The sequence below is a fragment of the Acinetobacter baylyi DSM 14961 = CIP 107474 genome (assembly GCF_000368685.1).
Taxonomy (GTDB): domain Bacteria; phylum Pseudomonadota; class Gammaproteobacteria; order Pseudomonadales; family Moraxellaceae; genus Acinetobacter; species Acinetobacter baylyi.
On sequence record NZ_KB849626.1, the window covers coordinates 510,392 to 529,061 of the forward strand.

Genomic DNA, 18,670 nt, shown 5'->3' on the forward strand with positions numbered 1-18,670 from the left:
CACATCAATGGATCTCAGTCTATGAACAAGAAAATATTAGGAAGCATATTACTCATCGGTTCTTTAAGTGTTAGCCACCTTGCTATGGCAGCCAGCCTTCAGAACAACATGATCAGTATTGCAACAGCATATTCAGATTTTTCAAAATCAAGTAATGTGAAAGATGCTGAAACCGCATTGAATAAGATGAAATTGGCTGCTATTGATTCACAAAAATCAAAGCCATCCAAACTGGCCAATAAACCCGACAATAGTGCCGAGGTGATGGATTATCATAAAGGGTTGGATCAATTAGTTGCTGAAATTGATAAGACCAATCTTTTAGTCAAGGCTGGAAAACTTGATCAGGCCAAAGTCGAAGGTAAAACCTTACTTGATATTCGTAATGTAAATCATAAAAAATTCAAATAATAACAATATAAAAAAAGCTACCTTTGAGAGGTAGCTTTTTAAGTAGGAGATTTAAGCTTTTAAGCTTGACCTTCTACTGCAGTTTGAGCGCGTTCAAGATTAGCTTCAAACTCTGCATCAAAATTGATTGGAGTGAGAAGTAATTGAGGGAAGCTTCCCTTCGTTACCATATCATTGACTGCTTCACGTAAGAACGGGAACAGGATATTCGGGCAGTAAGCCCCTAAAATATACGGTAAGCGATCTTCTTCGATATTATCAATTAAGAAAATACCAGATTGAGTTACGTCAACAATAAAAGCAGTCTCACCTTCATTATTTGCTTGAACCACAACTTTTAAAGAGACTTCAAAATGTGTTGGATCAATTTTTTCTGCAGAAGAAGATAAATTGATATTCAGTTCAGGCTGCCATTGTTTGGTAAACACTTGCGGGCCTGGTACTTCAAATGAAATATCTTTGGTATAAAGACGTTCTAAAGCAAGTTGTGGTTGAGTTTGTTGTTCTTCACTCATTCTTTTTTCCTTTACTGTACAAAGCGAGATTAAGCCAATAATTCGTCGAGTTTACCATCACGCTCTAAAGCATAAAGCTGATCAAAACCGCCAATAAACTGGTCATTGATAAAAATTTGAGGCACTGTACGGTGATGGGTGCGTTGCATTAATTCAACACGTACTTCTGGTGCTTCATTGGACAGATTGATTTCTTTATATTTAACGCCTTTGCGCTCAAGTAGTTGTTTTGCACGAATGCAATACGGACACACCGTGGTCGAATAAATGGTGATATTTGCCGCCATGAGGTTAACTCCTTAAGCTTTGGTTTTTGCTTTAACTAAAGGTAAGCCTTGTGCTTTCCAATTGCTGATTCCACCATCAAGGCGGTAGCTGTCGGCATGGCCTATCTTTTGTAGGGCACTGCCAGCAACCTGACCTAAATTACAAATGAAGACCAATGGGCGCTCACTTGCTTTTAGCTCATCAACATGACTTGTGATCTGGCTATACGGAATATTACGACTTCCGCTGATATGACCTTCACGGAAATCTTTGGCATCGCGTAAATCAATTAACTGGGCATTTTTAGCTTTGATTAAAATACCAAGCGATTGTGGGGAGATTTTGCGTCCGTTACGTTGCCCTTCAAAAATAAAGAACAAAACGATCAGAATCGCAAGCGTACCAAATAAAAAGGGGTGATTCCCCATAAATTCCAACCAACGTTCCACAAGCCACCTAATTAAACTCAAAATTGACGTAGAGTATAGCTCATATACATGGTGATCAAAATCACCAGTTCAAGAGCTAGTTTTATAAAAATTAACTTTTTTGTTGCGCTTCCTGAATCTCATCCAATAAACGCAGATAGCTTTCAAGGCGACGTGGCAAAATTTCACCATTTTGTACGGCCGTTTTTAAGCCACAATTTTTCTCGTGGGTATGGGTGCAGTTACGAAACTGACACTGGCCTAATTGGGTGTCTATTTCGGGAAAACCGTGACGTACCTTTTCAGCATCCAAATGCCATAATCCAAACTCACGGATACCTGGTGAATCAATAAGTGCACCATTTTCTCCAAAAGTAATCAGTCTTGTGGAGGTGGTGGTATGTTGTCCTAGTGCAGAATTTTCAGAAATGATATTGGTTTTCTGTTCGGCCTCAGGAATGATGGCATTGATCAATGAACTTTTTCCAACACCAGATTGGCCTACAAATGCGACAGTTTCATTATCAAGGCGTGCCTTCAGCGCACTTAAATCGCCTTTTGCATGACAGATGAGTGTTTCATATCCCAATGCCTGATATTCATCAAGCATACTGAGAATCGGATCTTGTTCTTTGAGTAAATCTGATTTGTTGAGTACCAGTAATGCAGGAATATTGGCATCTTCGCAAGCGACCAGATAACGGTCGATCAGGCTGGGTGCAGGATCGGGCAAGACGGCAAAAACGATCACGATTAAACTGATATTGGCTGCAACTGGCTTAACCTTATGGTATCGGTCAGGACGAGTCAGTAATGAGCGACGTGGATGAATGGCGGTAATAATACCCAGCCCTGTATTTGGATCTGCCTGCCATTTGACTCGATCTCCCGTGACCAGCATTTCAAGATTGGTACGGGTATGACATCGCCAAATACTGCCCAGTTCAATGGGTTTCCAGAATGGTTCAGGTTCGCCTTCTGCAACAACTGGTGGTTCGGGGTGAGGGTTCGGAATAGAAAGTGCCTGAACTTCAAGCTGGCGCCCATAATGCTGAACCACCAATCCTTCAAGATCACTGGAAGTATCCAGTTCTTCCTGACGAGTTTGCTGCTGTTTTTTGATCCGACGTTGCTGTTGTTCAGTCAAGCGTCGTTTACGAATTAGAGCCATTCATATCCTAAAAACCCATTTACCAAGGTGGCAAAAATAGCATGAACTGGCTATGGAATTACAGCCAAGATGAGAGAAATTTGCTACTATTGATGTTTTTGACGCTTTAAGATTTGACATTTATGAGCAGCACACAGGATACGCGGTTAATCTGGATTGACCTTGAAATGACAGGTTTAGACACAGATAACGATCAAATTATTGAAATTGCCACGATTATTACAGATGATCATTTAAATATTGTTGCTGAAGGTCCTGTTCTTGCTGTTCATCAACCTGATCGGATTTTAAATGCAATGGATGAATGGAACACGCGTCAGCACGGTCAGTCAGGTTTGATTGAACGTGTTCGCCGCAGCAAGCTGACGGCACGAGATGTAGAATTGCAGACACTTGAGTTCTTAAAAAAATGGGTTAATCCGAAAACTTCTCCGATGTGCGGTAACTCGATCTGTCAAGATCGTCGTTTTATGCATCGCTTGATGCCAGAGTTAGAACAGTATTTTCATTATCGTAATCTGGATGTCTCATCGGTGAAAGAATTAGCAAAACGCTGGCGTCCAGAGATCATGAGTGGCTTAAAGAAAAATGCATCTCATTTGGCGATGGATGATATTCGTGACTCTATTTCAGAGCTAAAATATTATCGTGAGTATTTTTTTATTAAAAATTAATACTTGGATTATGATTTTAAAGTAAAGGCCATTCGGGTAGTTAGCACGATATGGTCTTTTTTATTGGGCACGAAGCTTATCTTTATCAATATAAAAATTTATAAATATAAATAACAGTATTTGCGGCTTGTTACAAAAAGCCCATCAGATCAAATTGGAATTTATGGAATTTGTCCTAATATAAGCAATTGTTCAATGTCAATTATAACAATGAGATGAAGATGCAAAGTAATAACCCTATCTTAACCCGGGTTGAAACTTATAGTGATTTTAACCAGTCGATGACAGTGGCGGGTGCTGTCCAAAAATCGGTTGGTTTAACCTTGATCGCTGCAATTACAGGTTTAGCGCTATTCTTTTATTGTGCATTTACTGCAAATGTGGGAATCGCTTACGCTGCAATGTGGGTGGGTGCTATTGGTGGTCTTATCCTTGCGCTGGTTGCAACGTTTAAATCCTCTACAGCTCCAGTTTTGGCTATTCCTTACGCTCTGTTTGAAGGTGCATTTCTGGGCGGCATTTCCTTTATTTTTCAGGCGAAATTTCCAGGCGCGCCTTTACAGGCTCTACTTGCAACTTTTGTCACCACACTGGTCATGTTTGGCTTATATAAGTTTCAGATTATTCGTGCCACTGAAAAATTTAAATCAGTAGTGATTTCTGCCACGATTGCAATTGCGATTGTTTTTGTGGTGCAAATGGTCATGAGTCTGGCTTTTGCATCGAGTGTTCCATATATCTTTGAAAGTAACTGGTTGGGTATTGGTTTTGCGGCATTTGTTGCCGTGATTGCTTCACTTAATTTAATTCTAGATTTTGATTTGATTGAATCCGCTGCGGCACAGCATGCACCAAAATCATTTGAATGGTTATGTGGTATTGCATTACTGTCTACCTTAGTCTGGATGTACATTTCGTTCTTACGTTTGATCGGAATATTGTCAAACGACTAAAATGATCAGTCCCAAATAGCCTCAATCGCATTCTTTAGAGAGTGCGATTTTTTTATGTCTATGCAAAAAAGATGCTTTATGCAATTTCGCAAAGTGTCGAAGCTTGGCATTATGCTTCTAAATTTATTAAAGTGAGAAACCCAATGGCACAAGGACTATTAACAGGTAAGCGCTTTTTAATTGCAGGTGTTGCTAGTAAGTTATCAATTGCATACGGTATTGCTCAGGCATTACATCGCGAAGGTGCAGAGCTTGCATTTACTTATCCAAATGAAAAACTAAAAAAGCGTGTTGATGAATTTGCTGCACAATTTGATTCAACGCTGGTTTTTCCTTGTGATGTTGCTGTTGATGCAGAAATTGACAATGCTTTTGTAGAACTCGCAAAACATTGGGATGGTGTGGATGGTGTGGTTCATTCGATTGGTTTTGCACCAGCGCATACACTGGACGGCGATTTTACGGACGTGACAGATCGTGAAGGTTTCCGTATTGCACACGATATCAGTGCCTATAGCTTTGTCGCAATGGCACGTGCAGCGAAGCCATTGCTTCAAGCGCGTCAAGGCTGCTTGTTGACGCTGACTTATCAGGGTTCTGAGCGTGTGATGCCAAATTACAACGTGATGGGACTTGCCAAGGCATCTTTAGAAGCTGGTGTTCGTTATTTAGCATCTAGTCTTGGAGCAGATGGAATTCGTGTTAATGCGATTTCTGCGGGGCCAATTCGTACCTTGGCGGCCTCAGGTATTAAATCGTTCCGTAAAATGCTCGATGTCAACGAAAAAGTATCCCCGTTGAAACGTAACGTGACTATTGAAGAAGTGGGTAATGCTGCATTGTTCTTATGTTCACCTTGGGCTTCAGGTATTACGGGTGAAATCATGTATGTCGATGCGGGTTTTAATACCGTAGGAATGAGCCAAGCAATTATGGATGAAGAATAATCATAATTCTGTCCATGAATAAAAAAATGATGCCTTTGAGCATCATTTTTTATAGTTTTAAGTATTTTTTAATCTACATATTTACTAAAAAACAAACAACAATAAATAGACAGCTTTGTCTGATTTGATTAAAATTTTACTTAACTATGAGTTTTATTGATAAGAACAATGTCATTTCATCTATTTGGCGCATTAGAACGCTTAGGGTTGAGTGCACAACAGCGTGCCTTACATCTTACCCTCTCAGATGTTTCCCTGAATAGTCAGGTCTACTTACAACGTATACAAGGGCAGCAGCAGCTTAATCAGGGCAGTAGCGCCGAACTCATCTGTTTTTCCAGTCATGCACATTTGCCGCTTAAACAATTTATCGGCTGTCAGGCCGCAGTCGATCAGGTCACCGATACAGGACAATTATTCCGTAGCAGTGGCATCATCACCGCCGCAACCCAGGGCCAGAGCGATGGAGCACTAACCCTTTACACTCTGACCTTACAAGACCCAACTGCACTGTGGCATAAACGCCGTAACAGTCGTGTCTTTATGAACAAAAGTGTACGCGACATCAGCGAAATCCTGTTTAAAGAATGGCAGAATAAAAGCCCGTTGTTTGCCGCCAGCCTAACCCTCGACACATCAGGCCTCAGCCGAGACTACGACATCCGCCCATTTAGCATGCAGGCCAACGAAACCGATTACAACTACCTGACCCGACTGTGGCGTAGCGAAGGTATCAACTGGTTGATTGACGAAGCACAACTGATAGTGCCCAGTACAACCAGCCCAATCCAACCCCAAATCCTTCGCCTGATTGATGACAATACTGCCTATCAACCCTTACCACGCACATCACTGCGCTACCAGCGTAGCAGCGCCACCGAACCTTTCGATAGCATTACCCAATTCACTGCAACACGCAGCTTGCAGCCAACCTCAGTCTACCTGCAACGCTGAAAAGCCGATGCCTTACAACAACAAGAAGGCAGTGGCAGCGTGCAAAGTACCCAACACCACAGTCAGCACTATGACAATGCCAGCCTCAATCTGGAAGATGCCTGGCAGATCAGTCCGGCATGGACACAGGATTTAAATGGAGAAGATCAGGTCACTGCCTCAAGCAATACCCAAATTGAACAGATCAACCAGCAGATTAACGCCTACCACCACCTGCAAAGCAAACAATTTACCGCAACTGGCAGTGTCCGTGATGCACAAGTCGGTTACTGGTTCCAGCTAGATGGACATCCAGAACTGGATCAACACAGCAACGAAGAACGACAACTGCTGATTATCAGCAAGTACTACCATAACCAGAACAACCTGCCCAAAGAACTGGCACAACAAATACAGCATCTATTACCACAACAGCCCAACTCAAAAGAACAACGGCATAGCACTCAACTCACGCTGGTACGACGCAACATCAAAACCGTACCTGAATACCATCCACAACAGCCCCAGACCCATCCCCAACACGCTAAAGTGGTGGGACCTGAAGGTGAAACAGTCCATGTCGATGAATGGGGACGTATCAAAGTCCGTTTTCTGTTTACCCGCAGTGAAGACCATAGCCATGATGGTGGTGCAGGCAGTAATGACAATGATACCGACTCGGCCTGGGTCGATGTACTGACCCCATGGGCAGGCGAAGGCTATGGCGCCCGCTTTTTGCCACGCATCGGCGAGATCGTGGTGATCGACTATTTTGATGGCAACATTGACCGGCCCTTTGTGCTTGGACGCATTCATGAAGCCGAGCGTAGTCCGACCAAATTCGACATCAAAGGCCAGTTACCGCATACCCGACACCTGAGTGGTATCCGCTCTGAAGAAATTCAGGGCAGCGGCTACAACCAGCTCCGCTTTGATGACACCACAGGACAGATCAGCAGCCAGCTTCACAGCAGCCATGGCGCAACCCAGCTTAATCTGGGCAATCTGAGCCATCCCAAAGAACAACTGGAAAGCGAAGGTCGAGGTGAAGGCTTCGAACTACGTACCGACCAGTGGGGGGCCATCCGGGCAGGCGAAGGACTACACCTCACCACCCACAAACAAGAACAGGCACAGGGCCAGCATCTAGATGCCCAAGAAGCCAGCCAGCAGCTTGAAAGCAGCTTGAACAATGCCAAAGCCTTAAGTGAAGTGGCCAAGAACCAGCAGACCGACCCGCTTGAAGTACTGGACAATCTGAAACAGTTCTTGGAACAGATCGAACAACAGGACCAGAACAAGGCAGCTGCCTTTAAACAAGCGCTGATGATCTTGAGTGCACCTAGCAGCATTGCCATGAGTAGTAATCAAGACATCCACCTGAGTGCAGACGGACAACTGAGCCAGCATGCAGGAGACAGCCTGAACATAAGCACGCAAAAAAGTTTGATTGCACACGCCAGTGACAAGATCAGTTTGTTTGCAGCCCAGCAAGGTGCCCGCCTGTATGCTGGCAAGGGCAAGATCGAGTTACAGGCACAGGGAGATGGGGCGGATTTAATTGCACGGAAGGATATTCAGATTATTTCCACGGAGGAGGCAGTGTATATCACCAGCCCGAAAGAAATAAATTTAACCGTAAATGGTTCGCAGCTTAAACTAAATGATTCAGGTGTTTTTTCAACTACTGGTGGAAAATTTGAGGTGAAGGCGGGGCAGCATATATTTGAGGGTGGGGAGAAAGTTACTGTTTCAAAAGCTGCAGAGAATAAGCCATGTTATTTGACATTTGAAATTGTAGATTTAGATGGCAATCCTGCCAAGAATATTGAGTATATTGCTTTTAGAGCAGATGGTACTCATCAAGAAGGCCGTACCGATGTATCTGGTAAAACTCAAACATTTCAAACAGAAGGTTCAGAGCAAATTTCAATTCATATTTCTGATAAAAATGCATCAAAGTATAAGTTGATTACGAAAGGTTAAGGCGTCATGAATAAATATAACGTATTGGAATATAGTATTATTTTTTATGATCAGCGAAATAAAGAATTAGCAAATGTTAGATATAGTCTTGTATTTTTTCCTGTTTCAGGTGGAAAAGAAACATTTACTCATGTCACAAATGAGAAAGGACGAACAAAACCCATTCGATTGAACCAAAATGGAAAACTACATATTTTTGTAGAGGGGCATGAAACAATATTTAGTCCAAGGAAAATAATTAAGCCTGTTTTGGCAGAAGATGACAGTGTGATTGAAATTAATGAGCCTAAGCTGGCTCAAAATTCAGCGTTTATTACCCAACAACAATATGAACTTCAGCAGAATAGTCTGCAAAATTTGAAGCAGCGTACATCAGTAACTAAAAATAAAGCAGGAGGCTTCCTAAATTCCTCTAAAATAAAGCCTGCAATGATGTTAGATCTGAAGAAAAAACTAAAAGATAATCAGGCGATGTCTTATGAAATTTATAAGGAAAAAAATACCATTCTTACTAAGAAAACTAAGTACTTAAAGTTTAAAACTTATATAATGTATCGATTCGTTGATAGTAAGGGAAATGGAATACCGATTATTCACTATCAAATATTAGGGCAAGGTCAAGATAGGCCTATTATAAATTTGAAACCAGCTAAAGTGAATGAAAAAGGCTATACACAACTTGCAGAAACACATTTGAAAACGCAAGTGAAATATCAACTAGGCAATACACAAAAAGAAAGTGACTGGTTTGAGCCGATTACATGTATTGATAAACAAACTGTTCACTCCATTATTTTTCCAATGACAACAGGTGTAACTAATCCTAATCCTGAGAATAAATTAAGTTTAAAAGGCGTAGAAAAACCACCTATTGTGATTAGTCCTCATACGAATGAGGTACTTGTTCTACCACCAAGTGTGTATGCAGAGTTTGATCGACAGACAAAGATTTTATCTGATGCCGTGAAGAAAGTGCATCAATCAAATGCTGAGCTGACTCGAGCAATCCAAGATAGAAGATTAGATGAAATTAAAGAACTTGAAAGCAGATTGAATATTAATCAAAAAAAAGCCATTGAAAAGCTTAATGGAGAATTCAAGCAATCAAGTGAGTTAAAAGAAGTATGGGTGGTAGAAAGTACTGGGAAGAAAAATCAAAGTGCTCCAAGTTATAATTTGAGAAGACGTTATCTTAAAGTTACGCAATACGAAGAGCTTAAGCGCCTGCGTCGAAATGATCAAACAACAGCAGATATTATTGATCCGAATGCAACTCAATATACTCCTCAACGTCATGCACAGATTCAAAGTAGTTTTGAAAAGCTCAGTCAACAGTTATTGACTGCAAAAGGGAATGTAGGGAGTGAAGAAAAAGCTGTTTACAATATGATTGGCGGTTTAGGTGGTGAAATTGCAGAAGAATATAAAAATAGCAGAGATATTCATGTGGGCACCGAAGCGCAATGGATGCGAATGGTAGCAGGATCGAGTGGTGAAGGTATGATTAGTGCCTCTTCTAAAGGCGTCACCATGAAGCTTGATGGAAACGCATCGACTAAATGGACATTATTTGAAGGTGTAAAAGAGTGGCGAAAGTTTTATCCATGTGAATCTGGGTGGAAAATTGAACTTGAAAACTATGATTTGGGTACGATTCGTTTCTTGATTGGTGCTGAACTGGCTGGATTCAGTGGAGCCAATTTAGGAATTTCAGGTAATTTATCTGTCGATATTACACATAATGGGACTGTACAGATGCTCAGTGCAGTGATTCGTGATCCACAACGTTCAATCTCACAAATGATGGATCCCCAAAGAAGACCTAAGTTTGAACCTGCACGCGGTAACATGCAAATGATTAGTGCAAATCAGGAAAATGCTAAAAATCAAGCTAATGCAGGAATTAAGGCATTTGCTGGGGTGCAAGTGCAGGGAAAGCTCAAGGGAGGTATAGAATGGTTTAAGCCCAATAATGATAAAAGTGGTGAAGGTGAGTTCGTTACAATTGCTTCAGTTGCTGGTGGTGGTGGTGTTAGTTTGGGAGCGGGTGCTCAAGGTCAATTTCAAATTGGTTATGACGAGCGTTCTGGTTGCTTTAAGATTTTGGTTGCAGCACATTTATGTTGGGGTATTGGTGCTAAAGGTATAGCAGAATTTACAGTAGGTGCAGAACATGTTTTAAATTATTTAGGTTTTATTAAATTACAGTTATTACAAGCAAACTTCAGAACACTTATTTATATTCAGGCTCAAACCTTTTCATTAATGTCTCAAGTTTTAGCTTATTGTATTGGTGAAAATCATCCATTAACACAAAATGTGAAAAACATGACAAATCAATTCAATGTTTGGATTGAAAGTCTAGATATCGATCAAGGACGTTTAAAAACAGCCAATAATATTAATTCAGCCAAAGGTCGTGAGGAATTAATTTACGCGACGCCAGAGACAAAAGGTATTCTTTTATATGCAGTAACACATTGGTCTAGTCGTACAGCCCCAATTTTTGATATCTATGTGTCATTTAGTGAGCGTGAAGTGCGGTTTTTTCCTGCACGTAAAACGGCGGTGATCAATATTCTAAAGACTTGTGTAACGACAGCAGAATGGCAAAATACCATTCAACATATTCACCCTCAAGGTGAAAAATTGAATGTTTCACAATTTGGAAAAGTTGAAGGGGATCTGATTCGCTTTTTAAATTACGGCAATAATAGTAAATATGCAGAAGATATTATTCGTTGTGTCAATAGTGGTATTGATTATGAAGGAGAAAACATTAATTCATGGCTCAAAGATTATTTAAAGTATCGTAAAGGTGCAAAAGCCGTCACCGGAACATCTTGGAATTATATGTTGGTTAGAAATCAGGATGATAAACAATTTAAACAGTTTGAGCTACAACAAGGGATGCCAGTTGGTTTTGAGGAGCGATCTTTGATAGCACAAAATTTAGAAATATTAGCACCATTTGAGCAGGATGAGTTAAATCCAACCATGCATCAGGCATAACCTGATACATGGTTAATGATTAAGGATTGGCTACACAACGTACTGAATTATTTAAGTTAAAATCAAAGTAATATTTCTGATTCTTAGACTCTTTGACTAATTCAGGATCTGCCATCGGATCCATTGCATGTCTACTAATAGTTTTGCCAGTAAATGTTTGCAATGGTTGTCCATCTGCTGGTGCAGAACTTCGTACTACTTTTAAAGTTCCCGTGTTTGGACCTTGAGGGTTTTTCTCTGGAGATTTACTGTAATACTCAGGATCATACCAGTCCAGTATCCACTCATAATTATCTGTGATCATATCGTATAGACCCAATGGTGTTGGTGGAAATTTTTGTAATAAGGAAATACTTTTAGTTACTTTAAATGGTTTTTTAGATGCTTGTCTTTGTTCAAAGCTCCAAACATTACGGCCATTATCAATTTTTCCATTATCTGTTGGATATAGAATATATTGTCCGCGGTTACGTGCCGCATATTCCCATTGTGCTTCTGTTGGTAAATCCATCTTTAAATTGAGTTGCGTACCAAGCCATTGGCAATAATTTCGAGCTTGTTGCCAGTTGATCCCTGCTGCAGAAGTTGGAATACGATATTTTTTTGTTACTTCGTTAAAATTGCCAATAGGTTTTTGTCCTGTGACATCAGTATATACATCAAAATCGGCATAAGTGGCTTTGGTGGCACTTAAATAAAAATCATCCAAAGTGACCTTATGAAGAGGTTTGCTATCTCCATTACTGTCGTATGGGAGTTTATCAATACTATGTTCTGGACCAAAGTCACCCATCTTAAAACTTCCACCTTTCACAAAGATCAGATTTTTTTTTGTTTTCTCAAGCAATTGTTGTAATTGCTTTTTTTGTTCAGAAGAAAGGTCTTGTTTTGTTACTGGTGTAGAAGTTTTTTGAGTAGCATCTGATTTGGCACATGCACTAAGCGAAAGGCTTGAAATTAAAAAAATTACAAGATTTTGTTTCATCATCTTTTTATAAGTCATAACGTTACGAATGTTGTATAAATTTTAAGTGAGATATGAATTCTTGAAAAGAAACTTAATGTTAAATGATTAGAGTTAGCTGTATTTATCAATGAATAAATTTAACAGCCTATAAAATGTCATTTAACTCCTTTTATTTTAGATAAATGGTTTATGCGAGTTAGAGGCGCATCTTACAGCGGTTGCACTATTTGGGTTAATAGTATTGAAAGCATTGTCATCCTTATCAAATTTAGGATTAGGTTCCACACCATATCTATAAATTGTTGTTACACTACCGCCAATTTTTAGATCTAAAACACCAGCCTCCTGATAAGTGCTTCGAACCGATTTGAGTGTCCCTGTCGCTGGGCCTTGAGGGTTTTTCTCTGGTGAATGCTTATAATATTGAGGATCAAACCAATCCGACATCCATTCATAGCTATCAGTTGCTAAGTCATAAAAGCCTAAAGGTGTCGGAGGAAACCGACCAAGTGTCGGAACTTTTACTCCATGAATATCGGGCATAGATTTAGTAAATTCACGTCTTTGTTCATCACTCCAAACATTTCGTCCCGGCTCATATTCACCATTATCCGTTGGATAGATAACATATTGCCCACGGTTTCTGGCAGCATATTCCCATTGCGCTTCGGTTGGTAGGGTCATAGGTATTCCAACTTGTTGGCCTAGCCATTGACAGTAATCGTGTGCTTGTTGCCAGCTCACACCTGCGGGTGCATTTGGTACGCGTAACTTTTTGGAAATTTCTTGCATTGCAATTTTTTTCTGCCCAGTCGCTTCAGTATAAATATCAAACTCATCAAAGGTGGTTTTATACGCATTTAAACTAAAACTATCGAGGGTGACTTTATGTAAAGGCATGGCTACATAAAGGCCAGTGATAGGTAATTTATCTTTACGTGTGACATGACCAAAATCACCCATCATAAAGCTTCCACCCTCAACAAAAATCATATTTTTTTGGGTTTTCTCAACGAGCTTTTGAATTTTTTGTTGTAATTCGGCTGAAGGCTGAGCTGCTTTGGTGGATGTTTCTCTCGATTTTGCACAGGCATTTAAAGCAAGAGTTGAAAATAAAAAAATTACAAGATTTTGTTTCATCATCTTTTTATAAGTCATAACGTTACGAATGTTGTATAAATTTTAAGTGAGGTATAGTTGCTTGAAAAGAAGCTTTGTGTTAGCTAATGAGAGTTTGAAGTATTGCCATAAATAGTTTAAAAAGATTTTAACTATTTTTATATTAAACTCATATTTAGCATGTAGCTAAAATAGTTGAAATATATGTTCTTAAACTCACTTCGATTATCACAATTCACATGGCATTTTTATCATTATCAGAAAAAATATTTGAAAGACCAGGTTCTGGTACTCCTAAAAAGCAGAATTTTTATAATAATTTTTAACTGATGATCGTGTTCTGATGAGTGTTATGAAATATCGAAAAAATCTCAAAGGAAAAGATCCTTATCTAGAAAATTATTTTGTTCAAGAAAAGTAAGCCACCGTAGTGGCTTTTTTTATATCTTTTATTGAATTGGAGAGCCACCCAGTGCCTGCATGAGCGTAACATAGGCATTATATTGATTTTGCTTGGTATTGACCAAACTTAAGCGCGCAGTTCGTGTTGTTTGCTGCTGATCTAGTACATTTTTGAGCGCAATTGCACCATTAAGATAACGCACATCGGTCAGGCGTTCTGCTTTCTCTGCCAGTTCGAGATTTCGTTGCTGAAATTGAACTTGCTGATTCAACTCGGTACGGGCAGAAAGTGCATTTTCAACATCGGCAAAAGCCTGATACAAGGTCTGACGATACTGAATAATGGCTTTTTCATAATCGAGTTGACTAATGGCAATATTCTTCTTCATGTCATTATATTGCAAAAAAGGCAAACTCAAATTCGCACCAAGCGCCAACACTGGGTTTTTAATCAGCTCTGTGAGTGATGTACTGCTTGAACCTAAACTTCCCGTTAGACTGATCGATGGATAATAACTGGCCGTGGTGGCATCTTTGGTTGCCAAGGTTTCGCGTAAGCGTAACTCAGCTGCGCGTAAATCTGGACGTCGTGACAAAATGCTGGCCGGTAATCCCGCTTGAATTTGCGGTAAATTGACCTGAGGCAGGCGCTGTGGTTCTTGTATATTTAATTGCTGCACGGGAATGTGCAACAGTACGGCCAACGCTGTGCGGGTTTCTACCAAGCTTTGTTGGATCTGGCTTAAATTGGCTTTTTGGCTTTGAACTGATTGTTCAGCTTGTGTTAAATCCAGCCCAGAAACAGCACCTGCTTGGTATTGAGTGTTCACCAAACTATACAGTTTTTCAGAGGTGGCCAAGCTTTGTTGTGCGGTACTTAAGCTTTCATTTAAGTAAGCCAGTTGCCAATAGAGCTTTGTGGTGGTACCAATCAGGGTTTGTGCAGTCGCCTGTAAATCTTGCGCTGTGGCCAATGCTTCCCATTTGGCTGCTTCGGTCTGACGCGCCAGTTTACCAAATAAATCCAGCTCATAACTCACCCCGGCATTGAGCGAGAGGCCATTTGAACTTTTATCACCTGAGTTTACGTCAATATTCTGACTGGTCGAAACACTTGAATTAACGCGTGGGCCTTGCTGATCTGCAGCCAAGCCAGCTTTTAAGCGAGCTTGCTGAAGCGTAATGCCTGCAACAGCTAAATCCGTATTTTTGGCAATCACCTGATCGACCAGTTGATTAAGCTGTGCATCGCCAAACAATGTCCACCAGCGGTCAGCATAATTAGCATAATTTGATGTGGCCTGCGTCTTGTCGTATTGAAAGCTCGATGGCGTTTGTACAGTGGGTGCGTTGTATGGTGTTTTCACCACTGCAGCACAGCCCACCAGCGTTGAGGAGGCTATAAGCATGGCACACAGCGTAGTAAGTTTAGATGATGACATGAGAGCTCCTCTTATTCTCTAGACAAAGCGGCAACAGGATCGAGCTGGGCAGCATTTCTGGCGGGCAAGAAGCCAAACACCACACCTATCAGGGTAGAGCAGACAAAAGCCGCAACAATCGACGTGGTTGAGTACGCCACTGCAAAATTCCCAGCAGCAACTTTGTTGATGAGTTGACCTAAACCTAAGGACAGTAATACGCCAAGTACACCACCAATTAAACATACTAAAATGGCTTCAATTAAAAATTGCTGCAAAATATCGCTCTGGCGCGCCCCGACGGCCATACGTACCCCAATTTCTTGGGTTCGTTCAGTCACTGATACCAGCATAATATTCATGACCCCAATCCCACCCACGATTAAAGAAATGACTGCAATCGCGGAAACCAGCAAAGTCATCGTACTGGTAGTTTTTTCAATCGTCTGACGAATGCTGTCACTGTTCATGGTGAAAATGTCTTGCTGGCCATGCCGTAGAGTAAGCAAATTTACAATCGCATTCTCAGCAGCACTGGTTGAATATTGATCATTGATCCGTACAATGATGTTTCGTACATTGGATTGACCTAACATGCGACTCATGACGGTGGTGTAAGGCATATAAACATTTAAACTGTCATCGGAACCCATTGAGCTGGTTTGTGGTTCTACAATTCCAATAATTCGAGCGGGCACACTACCTAGCAATACAACTTGTCCAATAGGATTGCTACCATCGGTAAAAAATTGCTTCTGTGTATTGGTATCAATCACGACATCCTGAGTAAGATCGCGTACACTGCGTTGGTCGAAACTCTGGCCATCTTTGAAAGTTAAACCTTTAACATCAAAATAATCATTGCTCACACCGTTAATAGTTGCCGTTGCCTCATTTTCTTTATAACGTATGGTTTTGGAGCTACTTACCATTGGCGAGACTGCCGTGACGTAAGGCTGGCTTGACAAAGCATCTGCATCGCTCGGTACAAGGGTCTTGAAATTGGCTGTTTTTGAGTTATCACCAAAGCCACGGCCTTGAAATACGGTGATGGTATTTGTGCCCAGACTGCTGATATTTTCCAGAATCTGCTTCTGTGAACCGTTCCCCAGTGCCACGACGGTCACCACCGATGCAATCCCGATAATAATCCCGAGCATCGTTAAAAATGTACGCATGCGATGAGCATTCATAGAGATCAAAGCCATTTGAAAGGCTTCGGATAAACGATCTAGCATTGAGCGAAAGGCTGATACACTTTTGCCCTTAGATTGCTTGTTGGCAATTGCTGGTGCTGCATCGGGATCCTTATTCAACTCTGAAGCATACTCAGGTATGTTTTCACGATCTGCGATAATCTTGCCATCACTGATCTCAATAATGCGGGTGGCGTTTTTGGCCACTTGCATATCGTGCGTCACAATAATCACGGTATGACCCGCAGCATTCAGCTCACGCAAAATCCGCATCACCTCGACACCACTATGTGAGTCGAGTGCACCAGTAGGTTCATCGGCTAAAATGACATCGCCACCATTCATGAGTGCACGGGCAATCGAGACACGTTGTTGCTGACCACCTGAAAGCTGACTTGGACGATTCTCAGTTTTGCTACCCAGCCCTAGTTCAGTCAACAGGGCGGTAGCTCGCTGTTTACGTTCTGCAGGAGTAACACCTGCATAAACGGCTGGAACTTCAACATTCCCTTCGGCGGACAAATCTCCGAGCAAATGATAACGCTGGAAAATAAAACCAAAATATTCACGGCGAAGTTTAGCCAGATCATCGGGTTCAAGTTTTCCAGTTTCTTGACCACTTACTTTATAACTGCCACTCGTTGGTCGATCCAGACAGCCCAAAATATTCATGAGGGTCGATTTACTCGAACCAGACTGACCCACAATAGCGACTAATTCACCTTCATAAATCGTGAGATTAATATTCTTTAAAATTTGAACGGTACTATCGCCAGCAGGGAACTCTCGAACCAGATTATGGACTTCCAGTAATGCCTGTTTAGTCATCATTACATTCCCATTGGTGGGCCATTACGGCGACGATTGGTACTGTTAGCTGTAGATGCAGCAGTATCTGAGCTATCGGCAATTACAACTTGATCACCCGCTTTAAGCCCTGCCAAAACTTGTGCACTGACTCGGTTATTAATCCCAATCAGCACTTGTTTCGGTTGCGCTGTGCCATCTGCATTTAATACACGTACTACACTGAGCGTGGCTTTTCCTGCCTCGACCGCCTGCTTTTGCTCTGCGGTTAAGTTCAGACGTTCCAGTTTAGGCCCATCAGTTTTGTCTTTTTTATGAGTGGCTGCAACCGACGACGCGGCGGTGTTTTTACTGCTGCTAGACTGGCCTTGGCTATTTGCCGAACGTGTTGATAACGCTGAAGATGGAACCAGCAAGGCATGATTTACCGAATCTAAAACAATATACACCTGGGCTGTCATATCAATGCGCAGCTTGCCGTCTTCATTAGGCACATCAAACAGGGCATTGTAATAAATGGCAGTGCTGCTGCTTGAGCTAGATGAAGTGCTTGAGGTTGTAGATTCACTTGAAATCGAGTCAGGTGCAGGTTCGATCTGACGTAATGTTGCATAGCGCTTTTTATCATCGCCCAAAGTCGTGAAATACACTTGCTGACCTTTTTCAACCTTCATAATATCAGCTTCGCTGACTTGCGCTTTAATCGTCATGTTCTGTAATTTCGCAATTTTCACAATGGTCGGCGCTGACTGGTTGGCGTTTACCGTTTGACCCTCTTCGGTCACAATGGCGACTACTGTTCCATCAGTCGGTGCCACAATGCGAGTGTATCCAATATTGGTTTGCGCAGTTGAACGTGTTACTTTTGCCGATTCAATCTGTGCATTGATGGCCTTAATCTGAGCTTGAGCGGTTTTGTAAGTTGCTTCGGCAGATTCAAGTTCAGCTTTAGAGGTTGCATCTTGTGCAAACATCTGTTGCTGACGACGATATGCCAACTGTGCTTCATTGAGATTGGCTTCTTGTTGTAAACGCTGAGCTTCTAAATTACGAATATTGGCATCTGCAGTTTTTAAACTATTTTCTTGCGTGGTCGAATCAATTTGCGCAATCAGTTGACCCTGTTTCACTTCATCGCCCAACTGGACGTACATTTTCTTTACCTGACCAGAAACCTGTGCACCCACGCTAATGAGTTTGGTAGCATCGAGTGTCCCTGTGGCCAGCACTGTATTCTCAAGATTACCGTAGTTTGCTGTTTCGGTAATGTACTGTGGCTGTTGTTGTTTAGGCTTGAAAAAGAACCAAGCCAAGAGGGCAATGACCACAATACTAATGGCAATAATCACAATTCGAGATGGTTTTATTTTAGGCATAGTGATACAGGCAAAGTAAGAAGGACTGGCGCTAGTATAGAAGTGAAATGAGAATAAAACGTGAATATTTTTATTAATTTAGTTG

Annotated in this window: 14 protein-coding genes and 1 pseudogene; 6 read left to right on the plus strand and 9 right to left on the minus strand. The window is 41.2% G+C overall.

Features of this window, described 5'->3' with window-relative positions; genetic code table 11:
* The first annotated feature begins 21 nt into the window (after positions 1 to 21).
* Positions 22 to 411 (plus strand): cytochrome b562, encoded by a 390-nt coding sequence (cybC, locus tag F952_RS06635; protein WP_004924347.1) that lies wholly within the window; start codon positions 22 to 24, stop codon positions 409 to 411.
* A 59-nt stretch (positions 412 to 470) separates the two neighbouring features.
* Here the strand turns inward: cybC and secB are convergent, their stop codons facing one another.
* The 4 genes from secB to rsgA all read right to left on the minus strand — a co-directional run bounded on the left by secB (position 471) and on the right by rsgA (position 2,792).
* On the minus strand, positions 471 to 926 hold the full coding sequence (gene secB / locus F952_RS06640; RefSeq protein WP_004924350.1) for a protein-export chaperone SecB: 456 nt from the start codon (positions 924 to 926) through the stop codon (positions 471 to 473).
* Positions 927 to 955: 29 nt separating this feature from the next.
* Complete coding sequence (grxC, locus tag F952_RS06645; protein ID WP_004924352.1) at positions 956 to 1,213, minus strand: glutaredoxin 3; 258 nt, start codon at positions 1,211 to 1,213, stop codon at positions 956 to 958.
* Positions 1,214 to 1,225: 12 nt separating this feature from the next.
* Positions 1,226 to 1,642 carry a rhodanese-like domain-containing protein gene (locus F952_RS06650; protein ID WP_004924356.1) on the minus strand — a complete coding sequence of 139 codons (417 nt, stop codon included), beginning with the start codon at positions 1,640 to 1,642 and terminating at the stop codon, positions 1,226 to 1,228.
* Between the two features lie 91 nt (positions 1,643 to 1,733).
* Positions 1,734 to 2,792, minus strand: coding sequence for a small ribosomal subunit biogenesis GTPase RsgA (gene rsgA / locus F952_RS06655; protein WP_004924361.1), 1,059 nt, complete (start codon positions 2,790 to 2,792; stop codon positions 1,734 to 1,736).
* Between the two features lie 122 nt (positions 2,793 to 2,914).
* On the opposite strand from rsgA, the gene orn reads away from it, so the two are divergent.
* The 5 genes and pseudogenes from orn to F952_RS06680 all read left to right on the plus strand — a co-directional run bounded on the left by orn (position 2,915) and on the right by F952_RS06680 (position 11,297).
* Positions 2,915 to 3,466 carry an oligoribonuclease gene (gene orn, locus F952_RS06660; RefSeq protein WP_004924364.1) on the plus strand — a complete coding sequence of 184 codons (552 nt, stop codon included), beginning with the start codon at positions 2,915 to 2,917 and terminating at the stop codon, positions 3,464 to 3,466.
* Positions 3,467 to 3,687: 221 nt separating this feature from the next.
* On the plus strand, positions 3,688 to 4,419 hold the full coding sequence (locus F952_RS06665) for a Bax inhibitor-1/YccA family protein (protein ID WP_004924369.1): 732 nt from the start codon (positions 3,688 to 3,690) through the stop codon (positions 4,417 to 4,419).
* Between the two features lie 143 nt (positions 4,420 to 4,562).
* Positions 4,563 to 5,366 (plus strand): enoyl-ACP reductase FabI, encoded by an 804-nt coding sequence (locus F952_RS06670; protein WP_004924372.1) that lies wholly within the window; start codon positions 4,563 to 4,565, stop codon positions 5,364 to 5,366.
* Positions 5,367 to 5,534: 168 nt separating this feature from the next.
* Positions 5,535 to 8,285, plus strand: a pseudogene (locus tag F952_RS06675) (type VI secretion system Vgr family protein).
* A 6-nt stretch (positions 8,286 to 8,291) separates the two neighbouring features.
* The gene (locus tag F952_RS06680) at positions 8,292 to 11,297 is read left to right on the plus strand and encodes a hypothetical protein (RefSeq protein WP_004924379.1); all 3,006 of its coding nucleotides are present in this window, start codon (positions 8,292 to 8,294) and stop codon (positions 11,295 to 11,297) included.
* Between the two features lie 19 nt (positions 11,298 to 11,316).
* On the opposite strand, the gene F952_RS06685 is transcribed toward F952_RS06680, so the two are convergent.
* The 5 genes from F952_RS06685 to F952_RS06705 all read right to left on the minus strand — a co-directional run bounded on the left by F952_RS06685 (position 11,317) and on the right by F952_RS06705 (position 18,585).
* On the minus strand, positions 11,317 to 12,300 hold the full coding sequence (locus F952_RS06685; protein WP_004924383.1) for a formylglycine-generating enzyme family protein: 984 nt from the start codon (positions 12,298 to 12,300) through the stop codon (positions 11,317 to 11,319).
* A 138-nt stretch (positions 12,301 to 12,438) separates the two neighbouring features.
* Positions 12,439 to 13,422 carry a formylglycine-generating enzyme family protein gene (locus F952_RS06690; RefSeq protein ID WP_004924388.1) on the minus strand — a complete coding sequence of 328 codons (984 nt, stop codon included), beginning with the start codon at positions 13,420 to 13,422 and terminating at the stop codon, positions 12,439 to 12,441.
* A 410-nt stretch (positions 13,423 to 13,832) separates the two neighbouring features.
* Entirely contained in the window at positions 13,833 to 15,194 is a 1,362-nt protein-coding gene (locus tag F952_RS06695; RefSeq protein ID WP_370458618.1) for an efflux transporter outer membrane subunit, read from the minus strand.
* 44 nt (positions 15,195 to 15,238) lie between these two features.
* Positions 15,239 to 17,230 (minus strand): MacB family efflux pump subunit, encoded by a 1,992-nt coding sequence (locus F952_RS06700; RefSeq protein WP_026441322.1) that lies wholly within the window; start codon positions 17,228 to 17,230, stop codon positions 15,239 to 15,241.
* A 2-nt stretch (positions 17,231 to 17,232) separates the two neighbouring features.
* Positions 17,233 to 18,585, minus strand: coding sequence for a MacA family efflux pump subunit (locus F952_RS06705; protein WP_004924397.1), 1,353 nt, complete (start codon positions 18,583 to 18,585; stop codon positions 17,233 to 17,235).
* Positions 18,586 to 18,670: the final 85 nt, after the last annotated feature.